The sequence below is a fragment of the Erythrobacter sp. genome, assembly GCF_036351135.1.
GTDB lineage: Bacteria > Pseudomonadota > Alphaproteobacteria > Sphingomonadales > Sphingomonadaceae > Erythrobacter.
The window spans coordinates 1-15,791 of record NZ_JAZBON010000034.1 but is presented as its reverse complement, the minus strand read 5'-3'; the positions used below and the strand labels follow the sequence as shown (position 1 = coordinate 15,791).

General features: G+C 62.6%; 16 protein-coding genes, 1 tRNA gene and 1 pseudogene. 8 read left to right on the top strand and 10 right to left on the bottom strand.

The window, feature by feature from the left end; all coding sequences use genetic code 11:
* The first annotated feature begins 80 nt into the window (after positions 1-80).
* On the top strand, positions 81-1,175 hold the full coding sequence (gene hisC / locus V2I30_RS13230; protein WP_330662646.1) for a histidinol-phosphate transaminase: 1,095 nt from the start codon (positions 81-83) through the stop codon (positions 1,173-1,175).
* Entirely contained in the window at positions 1,172-2,086 is a 915-nt protein-coding gene (locus tag V2I30_RS13225) for a prephenate/arogenate dehydrogenase family protein (RefSeq protein ID WP_330662645.1), read from the top strand. Before hisC ends, V2I30_RS13225 begins: the two co-directional genes overlap by 4 nt.
* Positions 2,087-2,092: 6 nt before the next feature.
* On the opposite strand, the gene V2I30_RS13220 is transcribed toward V2I30_RS13225, so the two are convergent.
* Genes V2I30_RS13220 through ftsE form a run of 4 tightly spaced genes read right to left on the bottom strand, consistent with a single transcriptional unit; the run spans position 2,093 to position 5,107 of the window.
* Positions 2,093-2,812, bottom strand: a complete 720-nt coding sequence (locus tag V2I30_RS13220) for a lysophospholipid acyltransferase family protein (protein ID WP_330662644.1) — start codon at positions 2,810-2,812, stop codon at positions 2,093-2,095.
* Positions 2,813-2,824: 12 nt separating this feature from the next.
* Positions 2,825-3,361 carry a YdcF family protein gene (locus tag V2I30_RS13215; protein ID WP_330662643.1) on the bottom strand — a complete coding sequence of 179 codons (537 nt, stop codon included), beginning with the start codon at positions 3,359-3,361 and terminating at the stop codon, positions 2,825-2,827.
* A gap of 4 nt (positions 3,362-3,365) precedes the next feature.
* On the bottom strand, positions 3,366-4,340 hold the full coding sequence (locus V2I30_RS13210; RefSeq protein ID WP_330662642.1) for a cell division protein FtsX: 975 nt from the start codon (positions 4,338-4,340) through the stop codon (positions 3,366-3,368).
* A complete protein-coding gene (ftsE, locus tag V2I30_RS13205; protein ID WP_330662641.1) occupies positions 4,337-5,107 on the bottom strand; it encodes a cell division ATP-binding protein FtsE in 771 nt (256 codons plus the stop codon). Before ftsE ends, V2I30_RS13210 begins: the two co-directional genes overlap by 4 nt.
* A 231-nt stretch (positions 5,108-5,338) precedes the next feature.
* On the opposite strand from ftsE, the gene V2I30_RS13200 reads away from it, so the two are divergent.
* Positions 5,339-6,358 (top strand): zinc-ribbon domain-containing protein, encoded by a 1,020-nt coding sequence (locus V2I30_RS13200; RefSeq protein ID WP_330662640.1) that lies wholly within the window; start codon positions 5,339-5,341, stop codon positions 6,356-6,358.
* A 28-nt stretch (positions 6,359-6,386) separates the two neighbouring features.
* Here V2I30_RS13200 and V2I30_RS13195 read toward each other — a convergent pair whose 3' ends face one another.
* A complete protein-coding gene (locus V2I30_RS13195) occupies positions 6,387-6,641 on the bottom strand; it encodes a hypothetical protein (RefSeq protein ID WP_330662639.1) in 255 nt (84 codons plus the stop codon).
* Positions 6,642-6,836: 195 nt separating this feature from the next.
* Here V2I30_RS13195 and V2I30_RS13190 point away from each other — a divergent pair.
* Positions 6,837-6,923 (top strand) — tRNA-Leu (locus V2I30_RS13190).
* Between the two features lie 209 nt (positions 6,924-7,132).
* Here V2I30_RS13190 and V2I30_RS13185 read toward each other — a convergent pair.
* From V2I30_RS13185 to V2I30_RS13170, 5 genes and pseudogenes are all read right to left on the bottom strand, one after another.
* Complete coding sequence (locus V2I30_RS13185) at positions 7,133-8,764, bottom strand: recombinase family protein (RefSeq protein WP_330662638.1); 1,632 nt, start codon at positions 8,762-8,764, stop codon at positions 7,133-7,135.
* 14 nt (positions 8,765-8,778) lie between these two features.
* On the bottom strand, positions 8,779-9,183 hold the full coding sequence (locus V2I30_RS13180; RefSeq protein ID WP_330662773.1) for a DUF2924 domain-containing protein: 405 nt from the start codon (positions 9,181-9,183) through the stop codon (positions 8,779-8,781).
* A 17-nt stretch (positions 9,184-9,200) separates the two neighbouring features.
* Entirely contained in the window at positions 9,201-9,581 is a 381-nt protein-coding gene (locus V2I30_RS13175) for a DUF3489 domain-containing protein (protein WP_330662637.1), read from the bottom strand.
* 245 nt (positions 9,582-9,826) lie between these two features.
* Positions 9,827-10,149: pseudogene (locus V2I30_RS14940) on the bottom strand (TIGR02391 family protein).
* Complete coding sequence (locus V2I30_RS13170; protein WP_330662636.1) at positions 10,134-10,622, bottom strand: hypothetical protein; 489 nt, start codon at positions 10,620-10,622, stop codon at positions 10,134-10,136. The pseudogene V2I30_RS14940 and the gene V2I30_RS13170 overlap by 16 nt, the downstream one beginning before the upstream one ends.
* A 167-nt stretch (positions 10,623-10,789) precedes the next feature.
* On the opposite strand from V2I30_RS13170, the gene V2I30_RS13165 reads away from it, so the two are divergent.
* The 4 genes from V2I30_RS13165 to qatD all read left to right on the top strand — a co-directional run bounded on the left by V2I30_RS13165 (position 10,790) and on the right by qatD (position 15,533).
* Positions 10,790-12,661 (top strand): KAP family P-loop NTPase fold protein, encoded by a 1,872-nt coding sequence (locus V2I30_RS13165; protein WP_330662635.1) that lies wholly within the window; start codon positions 10,790-10,792, stop codon positions 12,659-12,661.
* Positions 12,662-12,895: 234 nt separating this feature from the next.
* A complete protein-coding gene (gene qatB / locus V2I30_RS13160; protein WP_330662634.1) occupies positions 12,896-13,501 on the top strand; it encodes a Qat anti-phage system associated protein QatB in 606 nt (201 codons plus the stop codon).
* A complete protein-coding gene (gene qatC / locus V2I30_RS13155) occupies positions 13,498-14,787 on the top strand; it encodes a Qat anti-phage system QueC-like protein QatC (protein ID WP_330662633.1) in 1,290 nt (429 codons plus the stop codon). Before qatB ends, qatC begins: the two co-directional genes overlap by 4 nt.
* Positions 14,784-15,533, top strand: a complete 750-nt coding sequence (gene qatD / locus V2I30_RS13150) for a Qat anti-phage system TatD family nuclease QatD (RefSeq protein WP_330662632.1) — start codon at positions 14,784-14,786, stop codon at positions 15,531-15,533. Before qatC ends, qatD begins: the two co-directional genes overlap by 4 nt.
* Positions 15,534-15,791: the final 258 nt, after the last annotated feature.

The following is a 15,791-nucleotide window of genomic DNA, read 5'->3' as shown; positions in this document are numbered from 1 at the left end:
GAAATAGTGATGTCAGTCCCCTTAACCGTTCGCCCTGAGCTTGTCGAAGGGCCGTTTTTCTTTCAAGCGGCCTCGTGATAATGACGAAACCCGAACCCAAACCCTATATTCTCGGCATCGAGGCCTATGTCCCGGGCAAGTCGCAGGCGAGCGACGGGCGTCCGCTCGTCAAGCTCTCGGCGAACGAAAACCCGCTCGGGACCAGCCCGGCGGCGCTGGAGGCGCTAAAGCAGGTGCGCGGGGACGCGGCGACCTATCCCGATCCCGCTGCGACCGCCCTGCGCGGAGAAATCGCGAAGCTGCACGATCTCGATCCAGCGCGGATCGTCTGCGGCACAGGGTCGGACGAATTGCTGAACTTGGCCGCGCAGGGTTTCGCCGGCGAAGGCGACGAAGTGCTCTTCAGCCGGCACAGCTTCGCGGTCTACGACATCGCCGCCAGGCGCTGCGGCGCGCAGCCCGTCGTCGCACCCGACCGCGATCTCACCGCCGATGTCGACGCGCTGCTGGACCATGTGAGCGAACGCACCCGCGTCCTCTTTCTCGCCAATCCGAACAATCCCACCGGCACCTGGCTCCCGCCGCAAGAGGTCGAGCGGCTGCACCGCGCCCTACGCGGGGACATCCTGCTGGTGCTCGACGAAGCCTATGGCGAATATTGCGATCCGGCGGTGCAGCGGGCCGGGTTCGACCTTGCTCGCGCGCATGACAACGTGCTGGTGACGCGGACCTTCTCCAAGATTTACGGTCTTGCCGCCGAACGCATCGGCTGGGCCACCGGCGCGCCCGGCCTCATCGACGCCCTCAACCGCATTCGCGGCCCCTTCAACGTCACCGCAAGCGGACAGCACGCCGCGCTCGCCTCCTTGGGCGACCAGGACTTCGTCGAGGCGAGCCGCGTGCATAATGCGCAGGCCCGCGCCCGCTTCGTCAAAGCGATCGCCGCGCTGGGCAATCACGGCCTCGTCGCCGTGCCTAGCGAGGCGAATTTCGTGCTGGTGCGCTTTACCGGCAAGGTGACGGCCGAGGCCGCGCGCGAAGCCATCGCCGAGGCGGGCTACGCCGTGCGCTACCTGCCGGAGCTCAGCGACGCGCTGCGGATCACGGTCGGCAAGACGGCGGACATGGAGGCGATCATCGCGACCTTGCGCAGGCTGTGCGGAGAAGCGCCTTGAGCATCGAGAGCGTCGCAATTATCGGGCTCGGTCTGCTCGGCGGATCGATCGGACTGGCGGTGCGCGAGCACTGCCCCTCCATCGCCACCACCGGCTATGACCGCGACCCGGACGTGCGCCGCCGCGCGCGCGAATTGGAACTCGTCCAGACCGTGTGCGATACGCCCGGAGAGGCGGTCAAGGGCGCCGATCTCGTTATACTGTGCGTGCCGGTGGGGGCCATGGCGGAGGCGGCGGGGGACATCGCCGGGAGCCTTGCCGCTCATGCCATCGTATCCGACGTCGGCTCGTCCAAGCAGAGTGTCACCACGGCTCTCGCCCGCGCCTTGCCAAACGCGACAATCATCCCCGCGCACCCTGTCGCCGGCACCGAGCAGAGCGGTCCGGAAGCGGGTTTCGCCGCGCTGTTCGCCAATCGCTGGTGCATCCTGACGCCGCCAGAGGACGCCGACCGACAAGCCGTCGCCGCCCTCGCCGAATTCTGGACCGCACTCGGCGCACGCACGCAGGTGATGGACGCGGCTCATCACGATCTCGTGCTTGCGGTCACCAGCCATATTCCGCATCTCATCGCCTACACGATCGTCGGGACGGCAAGCGATCTGGAGGACGTCACCCGCTCGGAAGTCATCAAATATTCCGCTGGCGGCTTTCGCGACTTCACCCGCATCGCCGCTTCCGACCCGGTGATGTGGCGCGACGTCTTCCTCAGCAATCGCGACGCCGTGCTCGAAGTGCTCGGACGCTTTACCGAAGACCTGACCGCGCTTCAGCGCGCGATCCGTTCGGGCGACGGCGACACGCTGCACGACCTGTTCGCCCGCACGCGCGCGATCCGCCGCGAGGTGATCGAGGAAGGCCAGGACGACCGCCGCCCCGATTTCGGGCGCGGCGATCACGTCAAGAGCTAGCGGCAGTCAGGCACCCAACGCCATGCTTCCGCTCGGCAGTCCCCGCCCATCGTTCAGCACGTTGATCGCCTTGCGCACGCGGCGCTCCAGCTCGGCGCGTGGAAGGCCGGCGGGGATTGTCTCGCCAACGCGGTAGGTGATGGTGCCGGGGCGCTTGAGGAAGCGATGGTATAGCGGCCCGCTATCTACCGCGACCGGCACGACCGGCAGGCCGAGCAGTCTGGAAATCCCGGCAAAGCCCGACTGCAGCGGCGCGCGCGCCCCATGCGGCACGCGGGTGCCTTCGGGAAAGATCACCAGCGGGCGCCCCTCGGCCACCCGCTGCCGCGCGAGCGCGATCATCTCGCGCAGGGCCCGCGCGCCCTTGTCGCGCGCAACCGGCACGAGGCCGTAGACCTTCGCAGAATAGCCCCAGCCGGGAATCATGAACAGCTCGCGTTTGGCAAAAACCGTGGGAAAGCCGAACAGCCGCGGCATGTCGATCGCCTCGAAGAAGCTTTCATGCTTGACCGCGATCAGCACCGGTTCGTCGGGGATGGTCCCCTGCTGCTCCACCTCGATTCCCAGGATGTTCGTCACGCACCAGAAATGCCAACGCCCCCACAGGGCCACCACCCGGCGCAATGCCTGGCGCCCAAAAGGCACTGCCAGCACCGAGGCGATCACAAGCAGCGCGCTGAAACCGTAGAAGAGCGGGTAGAACAGGAGGTTGCGAAGGATGGTCACCGGCGCCGCGCTTCAATAATCGAACAGGCCGGCGACGGAGCTCGCGATCAGCTTGTGATATTCGAGAAACAGGCTGGCAAGGCTCGGCTCGGACGGGACGGCATCGCGGATCACGCGGATATCGGCCGGCAGCGCCCGGTCGAGCTCGCCCGCGGCGCGGCGCATGTGCCAATCCGTGGTGACGAGGCGCAGGGACCGCACGGCGTTGCGTTCGACCCAGCGCGCGGTCTCGGCGGCATTGCCGCGCGTATCCACCGCGGCAAAGCCCAACGTCACGCAGCAATCCATTCGGGCCTCGCCGACCTCGAATTCGGCGGCGAATTCGTCCGGCGTCACCTCGGGATCGACCCCGGTCACGAGCATGCGATCGGCCAGCCCTTGGTCGAGCACGTCCAGCCCCTGCGCGATCCGTCCCGCCCCGCCTGTCGGCACAATGACGGCGTCAGTGCGCATATCGCCTGCCGGCTGCGGCAGTGCGACCACGAACCACAGGAAGCCCAGCGCCCAGACCATCACCAGGCCGGCCAACAGATATCGGATCGCCTTCATCGCCCTACAGCATCGCTTTTAGCGCATAGCGAATGGTAATCCGACCCGTAATCACCGCAAGCAGCACGCCGCCGAGCGGGACCAGCGCGAGTATCGCCCAGTCGGCGGCATCGAGCCCGCCGCCGCTCACCATCCCGCTGTCGAGGCCGGCAAACCGGCTCCCCAGCAGCCATATTGCCGCAAGGCCGAGCAGCGCTCCTACCCCTGCGCCGAATGCCGCATCGCGCAGGACCGAGCGCTGGAAGATCGCGGTCACCTGCGCGTCGGTCCCGCCCAGCAGATGCACGATCTCGACCGTTTCGCGGTGCGCCGCAAAGGCGCTGCGCGCCGCCAGCCAGACCGCGGCGGCGGCGGCCAGCGCGATCAGGGCGATCAGCGCGAGCGCTGTATATTGCAGCGCGGCCAGCGCATCGTAGACCGGGCCGAGCCAGTCGGACTGGGCATCGATCCGCGCCTCGCCCCCCAGCGGTACCAGTGCGCGGTCCACAGCGCTCTGCAACTTGGCAAGCGGCTCCGGCCCGGCGCGCTGGGCAAGCTCGACATCGATCAACGCGGGAATCGGCACTTCCTCGCTCGTCGCCGCGATGCCGAGCCACGGCTCAAGCATCTCCTCGAGCTCTGCGCGCGGCACGATCCGAACCGAGGTCACCAATTCGTGCCGGCCAAGCGCGCGCGCCGCCGCCTCGGCCTGGCGTTCGCGGGCCTCGGGGGCGGGCTCGGCGATCTGAACCGTCACCGCCCCGGCGAGATCGCTGCGCGCATTTTCGGCCAGGTTGCGCAAGGCGAGCCCGCCCGCCGCCGCGACCACTACGAGCGCGATCAGAATGGCGATCACCCAGGGGATCGGCCCGCCGAAGCGGTTCGCGGGCAATAGCCGCGCAAGCCGGGCCGCGCCCCCTGATTTGCTGGTGGATCGAGACGCCTGCGGCGGCGCCTCGGGAATGGTGCGCGGCGGGCCGGGGTCCTCGCTCGCCATCATCGCCCTCCAGCTGCGCTTTTGGGCGGGGCGCCGGACGTCGTGCGGGCATCTTCGCGCGGAAGCGGCGGATAGCGCAGGGCGCCGGTGGGATCGGACAATCGGCCTTTGTGAAGCCGCATGATAAGCGAATCCGGCACCTTCTTTAGCAGGTGAAGATCGTGAGTGGCGACGATCACCGTCGTCCCGATCCGGTGGTTAAGCGCCTCGAACAGGCGAAGCAATTTCAGTGCCATGTCGGGATCGACATTGCCGGTCGGCTCGTCGGCGATCAGCATGCGCGGCCGCGCGATGATGGCGCGGGCGATCGCCACGCGCTGCTGCTCGCCGCCGCTGAGGCTGGCCGGGACGGCGTCGGCCCGGTGTGTCAAACCGACCCAGTCCAGCATGTCGCCCACCGCCTTCGCCACCCGCCCCTCATGCGCACCCGCCAGGCGCAGAGGCAGCGCGACGTTGTCGAAGGCCGAGAGGTGCGCGACCAGGCGAAAATCCTGGAACACGACGCCCAGCCGCCGGCGAAAGTCCGGCAGGCGTGCGCGCGGCAGGGTGATCATGTCCTTACCGAACATGCGAATGCTCCCGCGCGAGGGACGCTGCGCGAGATAGAGCAGCTTGAGCAGACTGGTCTTGCCCGCCCCGCTCGCCCCGGTGAGGAAATAGAAGCTGCCGGGATAAAGCGTGAAGGTGATATCGCTCAACACTTCGGCATCGGCCGCGTAACGCAGGCCGACATTGTCGAAGTTCACGATTTCGGCAGCCCGCTCGTTCATCTGCGGGCATTTATCAGCGCGATGGAGCCAGCGGAAGCCCGGGCCAGTGTGAGCGGGCATGCAATCCCCGGCACGCGCATCGCGCTCGTCATTCCCGGTGCGCGCGAGACGTGGCCCGCGTGCGCGCGGCGCGATCAAACATGCATCAATGTGGAAAAAGCGCGCGATTTTCCCGTCCGACAGGGCGTGGCCCTTGTGCGGCGGGGGCGAGCGTTACATGCCGAGTGGGCGATGATCATAGCCTGCCCCGCCTGTGCCACCCGCTATGTCGTGCCCGAAAGCGCGATCGGGGTCGACGGGCGCACGGTGCGCTGCGCCAAGTGCAAGCACAGCTGGTTTCAGGAACCCGCTTTGCCCGGGCCGGCAACGGACAAAGCAACGGCAGCGGGAAGCGCTACGAGCGCGTCGCCGGCTCCGCCAGCACCTGCACCGCCCGAACCTGAACCCGAGCCCGGTGCGGGACCGGAACCTGTCCCAGCGCCGCCGCCCACCGCTGCAGCCGAGACCGCACCCGGCGTGTCCTCCCCGCCGCCCGGCCCGGCAATCGATCACTGGCGCAGCGAAGATGCGCGCGCCGCCGCTGCATCCCCTCCCGGCTCGGGCGAAGCTATTTCCGAGCCGGAGGAGGCGACCGCCCCCTTCGCTTCGAAGCAAGATCAACCCGAAGACGACGAGCGCGGCTCCGATCACGACGCGGACGCGCCCTATATGGGCGAGCCCGCCAGTGCGTTCGACGAAGATGCCTATCCCGGCGAAGACGCCGAAGCGGATCCTTACGACGAGGAGGAATCGCGGTTCGATTATCGCCCACCTTTCACCCGCCGTCGCAACGCGCTGCGCATGTGGACCATCGCCGCGGCGCTCTTCGCCGCGCTTGCCTTGGGCACGGCGGTCGCGGTGAATCATTTCGGCCTGCCCGCCTGGTTGCCGATCGAACGCCCGACCTTCGGCATCGGCAAAGCCGATCTCGAGCTCGACTTCCCCGCCGGCGAACAGCGTAAGGAAGTGCTGGACAGCGGCGAGGAAATCTTTCGCGTGCGCGGCAGCGTCAGCAATACCGGCGCGAGCGCGGTGAGCGTGCCGAGCCTGCTGGTGGTGTTTCGCGACGCGCGCGAGCGCAACGTCTATTCATGGGAAGTCGTGCCGGAAAAGCGCGAGCTGGCCCCCGGCGAAAGCCTCAACGTGACCGAGGCGATTACCGATATCCCCGCCGGCGCGCAGGCAGCGGAGATCGGCTGGTCCCCAAGCTGACGAGCGCTCGCCTGCCTGCGCTTCACCGTCAGTTGAATTCGATCCACACCGTTCCCGCCCGGTCGCGCTGACGCTGAATTCCCACTCGCCGTGGCTCTTCGTCGGCTTGCGCCGCCGGCCTTACGCGAAAGTCGATCCGTTCGGGCCGAAGGACGCGCACCCTCGCCTCGACCCGTTCAGCCACCGGCGCACCCGCCGTCCGCGCGGCATCCCCAGCGACCGGCGTGGCGCTTTGCGCAACCGTGACAAAGACGGAAGCAAGAAGGGCGGCGCCAAGGCTCATAGTGAGGCGTTACCGCCACGTTTACCAAGCCTGCAAGCAATGGCTTAACCCAGTCCCACGCCGGGACGCTGCAACCCTCGCGCCTTACTCCTCGCACGCCGCGATCAAACCGCTTGCGATGTGGAGGGTCGCTTGCTAGAGGCGCGCGCCTACCGGGACTGGCGCCGTGTCTGGCGCCCCTCCTCTTCTTCGAGTGCGGTCGTGGCGGAACTGGTAGACGCGCAACGTTGAGGTCGTTGTGGGCGAAAGCCCGTGGAAGTTCGAGTCTTCTCGACCGCACCAAACAGTCTCTGAGAAACCCCTAAAGCGCCGACCCGGCGCACCCTGCGCCGGAAGTCGCGCAGTTCTGCAGGGTTTCGCAAGCTTCGTTTCGGGGACGTGGGTCAGAGACCCTTGGGTGAGCCGCGTCTCAGCGCCCATTTCGGTCAAGGTCTCTGTCTTGGTTTTCTTCGCCTCACTTGGCGGGAGGGCGATGCTGGGCGAGATGCAGTTCAGTGGGCGAGCCCGAGCATTTCTTCCTGGTCGGACCACGCCAGCGGCAGGTCCAGATCGAGCAGCCGCTTGCGAGTGAGGCGGGCTGGAGCTCGGCCTTCGGCGATAGCCTCAACGATGATCGGGCTGAGCCAACTCAGTCGCACGAGCTTCATGAGCTGTTTGCGGCAGCGACCCTCGCGTTTCGCGATCTGGTTGATGCTAAGGTTGGGCCCGGCGATGACCAGCTCGCGTGCCTGAAAGGCATCGCCAAGCAACGCGATCAGGCCTGTGTCGACCGGCGGAGCATCGGCGTCCCGATCGATCCGGAGCTTTGCTTCCCGGAATGGTTTGCGGGCGGGCAGTGGAATGCTCCAGTTCCATTGTTCGCCATTGCTGCAACCGAGCGCTTCAGCATTGAGTCGGACATCAATTCGGTCGCGGCCGATCTGCATCGCGGCGATCAGCTGGGAAATGATGGTCTGACGTGAAGCGTGATGGGCGAGGCGGTCGGCGGCGAGCCTCGCTTTCTCAAACAGATCGCTCAGCGCACCCCCTTCTTCCTCAGCCGAGATCCTGCGCAGCGCGTGCTCGTCCCTAAGCAGCGTTTTGAGCTGTATCATTATGTATCTTTCTAACTGGCCCTGCCCGATCCGGGTTGCAGGAATGTCATCTGGTCGGGCGAGGTCCTTGCGAGTTTCGTAATACGTATAGCGCCGCGATCCTTTGGTGGTGTAGGTCGGGACCATCGGTCGCCTCTCGGGATCGGTAAGCAGGCCGCGTAGCAACGCACGCTGCGGATCGTTCTCGGATCGCATGCGCGGCGGGGCTTTCTCCCTCAGCCGCTGCTGCACGGAGTTCCAAAGTTTCTTGTCGACGATCGCTTCGTGCTCACCATCGTAGACCTCACCCTTGTGCACGATCTTGCCGCGGTAGATCGAGTTCTTGAGCAAATGGAACAGGCTGCCACGCCTGAACGGGATGCCGCCCCTGTGCGGTCCGCTGGTGCGCTTCTGCACCTTGGTGCGGATGCCGTCGGCTTCCAGCTCGGCGATGAGTTCGTTCGCTGATCGCGAGGCAATGTAGCGCCGCATGATCGTGCGCACGCGTTCTGCTTCTTCCGGCACAGGAATGAGCTTGCGGTCGACCACCTCGTAGCCCAGCGGAACCGGGCCTCCCATCCACAGCCCCTTCTTCTTGGACGCGGCGATCTTGTCCCTGATCCGCTCGCCGGTCACCTCACGCTCGAACTGTGCGAAAGACAGCAACACGTTGAGGGTCAGGCGCCCCATGCTGGTCGTGGTGTTGAACGCTTGCGTCACAGAGACGAAGCTGGCTTCTTTTGCATCGAGCCGCTCGACGATTTTGGCGAAGTCGGCAAGGCTGCGGGTAAGCCGATCGACCTTGTAGACCACGATTACGTCGATCAGGCCAATCTTAACGTCCTGCAAGAGCGCGTGGAGGCCTGGCCGCTCCATATTGCCGCCCGAGAACCCGCCATCGTCGTAATGGGTCTCGACCAGCGTCCAGCCCTCGTGCCGTTGACTCAGGATGTAGGCCTCACAGGCTTCGCGCTGAGCATGAAGGCTGTTGAACTCCTGCTCCAGACCATCCTCGGTCGATTTGCGGGTGTAGATCGCGCAGCGCAGCATCTTTGCGCTAGCCATCACGACCGCCCAAAGAAGCGTGGACCGTTGCGATGGGTACCGGTGATTGCTTTGGCGATCGCGGTGAGCGAACGCCAAATTTTCCCATCATACTCGAAGCCTTTGTCGAGCACCGTCACCGTGTGACCCTTTCCATGCCAATCACGCACGAGGCGGGTCCCGGGTGTGAGCTTGCGGAGTAGATCAGGTCGTGAGCCACTGGCTTCGCAGCTTGGTGCTGATGCTTGTCGCAGGATGCGCCTGGTTTCGCGGCCAAGGCCTCCGTGGCGTTTCTCTTGCAGCCTGTACGCGATGCCAAGTCGCAAAAGCTCTGTCGAGAGCTTCGGAGTGGGCGCGCCATGACAGCGCGCCCACTCCTTCCTCAACTCAGGCCCAGAGAGCTGCTGCAGCTTGTCAAACGGCATCATTTCGGGCCGTCCCATCAGCTAGCGGCTTTGTCGCTGGCGACAATCGCAATCCGATAGATGCTAGAGCCTTTCTTGTCTTTCTCCCGGACGATCTCGCGGCCCTTCTTGCGCAACCCGGTCAAAAACGCACGGCAGGTATGAGGCTGCCATCTCGTGGCGTTCTCGATCTGACCGATTGAAGCGCCAGCCTTGCGCTGTAGCAGTTTCTCGACAGTCGCGGCTTTGGTTGGCCTGGCCTTTCGGGCACCTTTGGTCTTCGGTTTCCTCGCAGAAGAGGTCTGCGCACCAGGCTTCCCGCCCGATTCGCTGGTCGGCGGTGTTTTTCTAGAAATCTCCGAAACTGGGGCGAGCGAGGCGCTGACATTCGAGGCATCGACGTCTTGAACTTCTGACATGGGTGGTTCTCCTTCAGTGGCGCGGCCTATCGCACCGCTCCCACCACCCAGCGCCCCGGAACACATACCGCGTCGGGGCTGCAGCCAGTTAGGTGCCACGCTTCAGTGAACGCACCACTGCTTCCTTTGGGCGGGAAGTCCAGAGAGACGTTAGAGAAGTTTCAACGGCGGCTTTGCGCCCCAAACCCGGTCATTCGAGCTATGTAGATAAGATCCCAAAAGTTGCCTAAGTCTAAAGTTAGGTTCTAGGGCTGCGCCAAAATGTAACTGGTATCAAACCGACGATGAATTAGCGACACGATAGTCATCAGATCCTCGGCATCCTCTTTGGTCATAACCCAATGAATGCGCGCCTCGTGTGCGGTCGGATTTCGGAACATGCCAAACGTTCCCTTCACCAGATTGGCAAAGCCCTTCTGCTCGCTCTTCTCGCTTAGGCTCGCGTGCCCATTGATCGTAATGATTGGCGCTTGCCCACCAAACGCTCGATCCACGAGTGCCCCGCCATCTTCCCTTAGCCCCGACTTTTTCGTATCTTGTCGGCCACGCTCTTTACGGCCTCTTGCACGGCGTGGAAATAATTGTCGGCAAGCAATTCAGTCCGACAGAATGAGAGACATCGGGGTGTACGCCACGTCCTTCGAGATCCGCGCGGAGCTCATGTGCTAGGCGCTGCGCTTGTGGCAAGGTCACTGCCCGCTCGCTGCTGGATAAGCGACCCGCGTCATCGACTACCAAGCCAGCGAACGCGAGGGATTGGTTCAATGAAGCCCGCATCGGTTCGAAACGATAAGGCTCGCGGCTATACCGCGCTGGGCTCATAGCCAAGCGGATGAATTCCAAGATGTGGGTTCTGTTACGCTTGTTGTTCTGGCTTTTCAAGAAAGCATTGAAAATGCGAACACGCTTCGTCATCTTTCCGGGATCGAGCATCTTTGCGGATGCAAGGAGTAATGTGATTTCCGGGTTGGTTAACCCCCTCTCTGTATCGCCCAATGCACCTGCTATCGCCTCAAGCTGATCCTGCGTGAACAGCTTCATGTGCCTCTTCCCCTATTCACGGTCACTAGGACGTCCCATTATACTGCTGCGCCCGCCAAAGTAATTTGTCGATACTCATCCAGCGAAAATAATCGTGGACGCGCTAATGTTCGATTCTTGTTCCAGCAATGCTGAGAGTATAACTCGATTTTACATAGGGGGTAACCGTGTGGGCTGACAATGAGACAACGCGCGACTTTCTGAACTTTTCGGGTGTTGCCGACACGGTTGCAGAAATCATCGTGCAGGCACGAGGGCGACCAATTTCTATTGGCGTTTCCGGTGCGTGGGGCGTCGGGAAGTCCTCCATGATTAAGCTCACGCAGACTTCGCTGGCGAACCGCGAAGGCGACAACGACGAGAAGGATTTCGTGTTCGTCGAGTTCAATGCTTGGCTCTATCAGGGTTATGACGATGCGCGAGCGGCGCTAATGGACGTGATCGCCGACAAACTCGAAGAGGAAGCTAAACGTCGCGAAACCGGTATCGATAACGCAAAGGACCTATTGAAACGAGTGAGGTGGCTGCGGGCGACGAAATTGTTTGCTGGCTCTGCCGCTGCCCTCGCTTTCGGCTTGCCGCCGACTGGCCTGTTAGGGGAAGCATGGTCGTTTGGAGAGAAAGCGTTGAGCGGCGGCGCCAACAAGAAGCTTATCGAAGACGGACAGACAATCGCCGGAGACGCTGTCCAGCAGGCTCGTGGTTTGCTGGCCGACAAGACGGATGCTTCGCCACCTAAGGAGATTCAGGCGCTGCGCGATGCGTTCGAGGAAACGCTCGAGGAACTCGGTGTAACCCTGGTCGTGCTAATCGACGACCTAGACCGCTGCCTTCCCAAAACGACTATTTTGACTCTCGAGGCGATCCGACTGTTCCTTTTTTTGAAGAACACAGCCTTCGTCATCGCTGCCGACACCGAGATGATCAAATATGCGGTTCGCAAACACTTTGAAGGCGTCAACGATGACCTCCTCGCGACAAACTATTTCGACAAGCTAATTCAGGTACCGATTCGCGTTCCCGCTCTTGGAACGCAAGAGGTGCGCGCCTACATGATGCTGCTGTTTGTCGAGAACAGCGATCTCGATGAAGACGTTCGCGAGGCGATCCGAGCCGGCGTTTGTAACCAGCTCCGGCAAACGTGGCAGGGCAAGCGAGTGGACCGCGCTTTCGTCCAGTCCCTCCACGAACAGTTTCCCGATGCACTTGTTGGCAAGCTCGATACGGCCGATCGGCTAGCACCGCTCATGACCAGTGCGACAGGCATTTCGGGCAATCCAAGACTCATTAAGCGCTTCTTAAACGCGCTTGCAATCCGCATGACGATCTCGAAGGCGCAGGGTGTAGGGGTCGACGAAGCTGTCTTGGCGAAGCTGTTGTTATTCGAGCGGCTGGGCAATCCGCAAGCGTATGCCGAACTAATTGCCGCCGTCAGCGCAAATGAGTCCGGCAAGCCCTCCTTCCTTAGCGATTGGGAGACCAAGGCGATCTCCGGCGCAGAACTCGGGCTCACGCAGCCTTGGGACGATCCCTTCGTGCAGGAGTGGCTCGCATTGCCGCCCGCGCTCTCCGACCTCGACCTGCGGGGCGCACTATATGTCAGCCGCGAACATGCTCCGCTTATCACGCCAGAGGATCGGCTTTCATCGGAGGCCGCAGAACTCCTGACCGCGCTACTCGAACAGCCCGAAATGGCAGCGTCGCTGACAAAGCGCCTCGCTTCTGTATCGCGTGCCGAAACCACAGTAATGATGGACCGACTTCTCGACCGCGCAAGGCAGGAGCAGAACTGGGGCGTGCCCCCTATCCTCGAAGCCTGCTTGGCCTTAGCTGAAGCGGATCCAGTGCAGGGCGCAAGACTAGCAGCTTTCCTTCGCGAGCGGCCTGCTGCCCAGATCCAACCAAATATCGTACCCAAGATTGCCGACCAACCTTGGGCCACGGGCGTGTTTGAAGCTTGGGAAAGCGGCGACATCGGTGGCCCAGTGAAGGCGGCGATCAAGAAGCGGAGTAAAAATGGGAACGTCGCAGTCAAGTAAAGGTCCGGGCTCAGGCGTACCGATGGTGCCCAGTTGGGTTGACGACCCACCCGCCGAGGCTCCGAATGGGGACGACACTTCTCCCGATAAAGCCGACAACGGCGACGAGGAAGGAGATGAAGAAGAGGGGCACCCCCCCCCTCGCATCAGCCGTCGCCAATCGCGCCCGAGCGGCGATGGCTCGGGGTCAGGCGCAGCCTTGGAGATTACGCCAAAACTGGCGATCGAGGTGCGATGCAACGGGGCTTCGGGCGCTATGTCCGCGACGGTTACGGTGGTACGCGGACCGCATTGCAGCGGATGGCAGGTACTTCTTCGACGGCCGGCGCACTCGGGAGTACGCTCGATGTTCTTTCCGGTAACCAACCGCCTGAGCCTGGAAGTGCGATCGATCCTACGTTGCTCGGTGGCCGCTCAGTGGACGAAATCATGGATGCCGTGGTCGAAGCGGTCCGGCCTGTCGATGGCACTCAAGACGCTGAAGCCTCACGCGCAGCGATCAAGGATGCCTTGGCTGAAACGCTGACCCGCTTCCCCGACGCTGATTTAATGGGACTCACGTCTGAGCAACGCGAATTCGCAATCGAGCGCTTCACCGCGCATGACGTCTTTCGTCGCTTCGATCCCGACGTGGGACAAAGTATTCGTGACAAAGCTCCGAACGCAACCACCGGTCTCGCCAGACTTCGACAAGCTCGCGACTACGTAAAGGAGACCGTTTCGGCCGCATTCCGCGCCTTGCGAGATGCTGGCAAGACACTAACATCCGGTCGGATCAGCGCGGTCGTACGCGAAGCCCTGCACGAAACCTTTGAGGTATTCGGAGGGTATGCCGAATGAAGTTCGTATGCGCCCCTGAGGACTTCGCCTTCGCCGAGAACGATGGGCTCAATGTCGTACTCTATGGCCAAGGCAGCCCGGAACTTGGCAAACGATCTGCACGGGGCAGCGCTGGCAAAGCAGCGATGTCTCAGATTTTGCGTGCGCGACTTAATGCCGCGCCACGTGCATGGGACTTTCTGTCGATTGCTTTGGCGGTCGTGACGGCAGATGTTTCCGAATGGCGCTCGGAAAGTCCCGATGGTTGGACTCGCAAACTTGACCTTACCATTGCCGTTATCGATCCCGAATTCTGGAATACCCAGGCTCGAGACATCGAAGCCGCACTTCAATTCCTTTCGACAGATCGCTGGCGCCTGCGCTTTGTCGCCGGCGGCCTACACCCGGTGCCGCCGCGCAATCCCATATATCCGCTGGAAGATTGCGTGGCGTTGCTCTCGGGCGGACTCGACAGTCTTGTTGGCGCAATTGATTTAGCAGCAGCTGGCAAGAAGCCTTTCGCCGTGAGCAACGTTGTTCGCGGCGATGGCGAGAACCAAACTTCATTCGCCGAAGCGATAGGCGGGGGGCTACGTCACCTCCCACTCAACCACAACGCAAAACCTCCTTGGCGCAAGGAGGATTCGCAGCGGGCCAGGTCGCTGATATTTATAGCCTTCGGTGTTCTCGCTGCGACGACGCTCAGAGCCTATCATGATGGGGCCAACGTTCCGTTCTTTGTGTGTGAAAACGGCTTCATCGCAATCAACCCGCCACTGACCGGGACGCGTCTCGGAAGCCTAAGCACGCGCACCGCGCATCCAGAGTTCCTTAACCGCATCCGAGATATTCTATCGGCCGCCGATCTTCGCATTGAGCTCATCAATCCCTACGAACACGCGACGAAGGGCGAAATGCTCGCGGGCTGCAAGGATCAATCTCTATTGCGATCGCTCGCTGCGCAGTCCGTCAGTTGCGGGCGGTACCGCGTCTTCAACTACAACCATTGCGGGCGATGTATTCCCTGTCAGGTCCGGCGTGCCGCTTTTCTCGCTTGGAATGGATCGTGCGATACGACTTATTATCGATATGACACTCTCGGCCAACGCGACAGCGAACACGCGCATTTTGACGATGTTCGCTCGCTCGCGATGGCGCTGCGCGAGGTTAAGACCGGCGGGCTCAATTCGTGGCTCGGCGCGGCGCTTTCCTATCCACGAATGGGGGATCCCGTTCCGATCCGCGACCTAGTCAAGCGGGGGCTCGCAGAACTTGGTGCACTCCATGATCACCTTGGCGTGAAATGATCGACTTCCATTGCCATCTCGATCTTTATCCGGATCCACAGAGTGTGGCCCGCGCATGCCAAGAGCGCGGCCTCTACGTGCTTTCCGTGACCACGACGCCCTCGGCGTGGCGCGGTACTTCGGCATTGGTAAAAGATGCCGTCCGCATTCGCACGGCGCTCGGGCTACATCCCCAGATTGCGCATGAACGTGCGCACGAGCTCACGCTGCTCGAACAGTTGGTTTTCGAAACACCGTATGTCGGTGAAATCGGTCTTGACGGGGGTCCGGAGTACTCCAATCATTGCCCCAAACAATTGCGCGTTTTCGAGCGGGCTCTCGCTATCTGCCGCGATGCAGGCGGTCGTGTGATGTCGCTACATAGTCGGCGTGCGAGCGGAGAGGTTCTCGACGCGCTTCACGCTTGCCCGGGCGCCGGCACTCCCATCTTGCATTGGTTCTCGGGGCCGCTTCGGGATCTCGATCGCGCCATCGAACTCGGCTGCTGGTTCAGCGTTGGCCCAGCTATGCTGCGCGGTGTGAAGGGAAGGCAACTCGCCGCGCGCATGCCGATCGACCGCGTACTAATCGAGTCCGACGGCCCATTCGCTCAGGTGGATGGAAGAGCTGCTTGGCCATGGGAGGCCGTGACCGCGATTCCTGATCTGGCAAAACTTTGGCGAATAGATGAAGGGGACTGTGAACGGCAATTGATGGCGAATTTGGCTGCCATTGGCAAGATCGCTGTGAGTCCACAGTTTCAGTAACTCTAAGGTCATCGTCGAACGCCCACAAGTCTCTCATTCGTTCGATCACGGGCGAGCTAGTCGGCGGGGAGTTGTAATGCTGTCCAAATTCTGTCTGCCAAAACGACCGTCGGTTATCAAACTGGCTCATCGACTTCGATCAGCAATAACCTGCCGATCTCGGTGAATGTCCGGGCCGGAAACAGCTCGGTGACAGCGACGACGGGAATGGCATGGGACAATGTCGGCAACCTTGCTTCGGTTGATGGCCCATTGTCC

Excerpts from the sequence above, each read along its gene's own strand:
- hisC (WP_330662646.1), top strand. The coding sequence starts at position 81 with ATGACGAAACCCGAACCCAAACCCTATATTCTCGGCATCGAGGCCTAT.
- V2I30_RS13215 (WP_330662643.1), bottom strand. The coding sequence starts at position 3,361 with ATGAAGGCGATCCGATATCTGTTGGCCGGCCTGGTGATGGTCTGGGCG.
- V2I30_RS13210 (WP_330662642.1), bottom strand. The coding sequence starts at position 4,340 with ATGATGGCGAGCGAGGACCCCGGCCCGCCGCGCACCATTCCCGAGGCG.
- ftsE (WP_330662641.1), bottom strand. The coding sequence starts at position 5,107 with ATGAACGAGCGGGCTGCCGAAATCGTGAACTTCGACAATGTCGGCCTG.
- V2I30_RS13200 (WP_330662640.1), top strand. The coding sequence starts at position 5,339 with ATGATCATAGCCTGCCCCGCCTGTGCCACCCGCTATGTCGTGCCCGAA.
- V2I30_RS13195 (WP_330662639.1), bottom strand. The coding sequence starts at position 6,641 with ATGAGCCTTGGCGCCGCCCTTCTTGCTTCCGTCTTTGTCACGGTTGCG.
- V2I30_RS13185 (WP_330662638.1), bottom strand. The coding sequence starts at position 8,764 with ATGCTGCGCTGCGCGATCTACACCCGCAAATCGACCGAGGATGGTCTG.
- V2I30_RS13180 (WP_330662773.1), bottom strand. The coding sequence starts at position 9,183 with ATGCCGTTTGACAAGCTGCAGCAGCTCTCTGGGCCTGAGTTGAGGAAG.
- V2I30_RS13175 (WP_330662637.1), bottom strand. The coding sequence starts at position 9,581 with ATGTCAGAAGTTCAAGACGTCGATGCCTCGAATGTCAGCGCCTCGCTC.
- V2I30_RS13170 (WP_330662636.1), bottom strand. The coding sequence starts at position 10,622 with ATGAAGCTGTTCACGCAGGATCAGCTTGAGGCGATAGCAGGTGCATTG.
- qatB (WP_330662634.1), top strand. The coding sequence starts at position 12,896 with ATGCAACGGGGCTTCGGGCGCTATGTCCGCGACGGTTACGGTGGTACG.
- qatC (WP_330662633.1), top strand. The coding sequence starts at position 13,498 with ATGAAGTTCGTATGCGCCCCTGAGGACTTCGCCTTCGCCGAGAACGAT.
- qatD (WP_330662632.1), top strand. The coding sequence starts at position 14,784 with ATGATCGACTTCCATTGCCATCTCGATCTTTATCCGGATCCACAGAGT.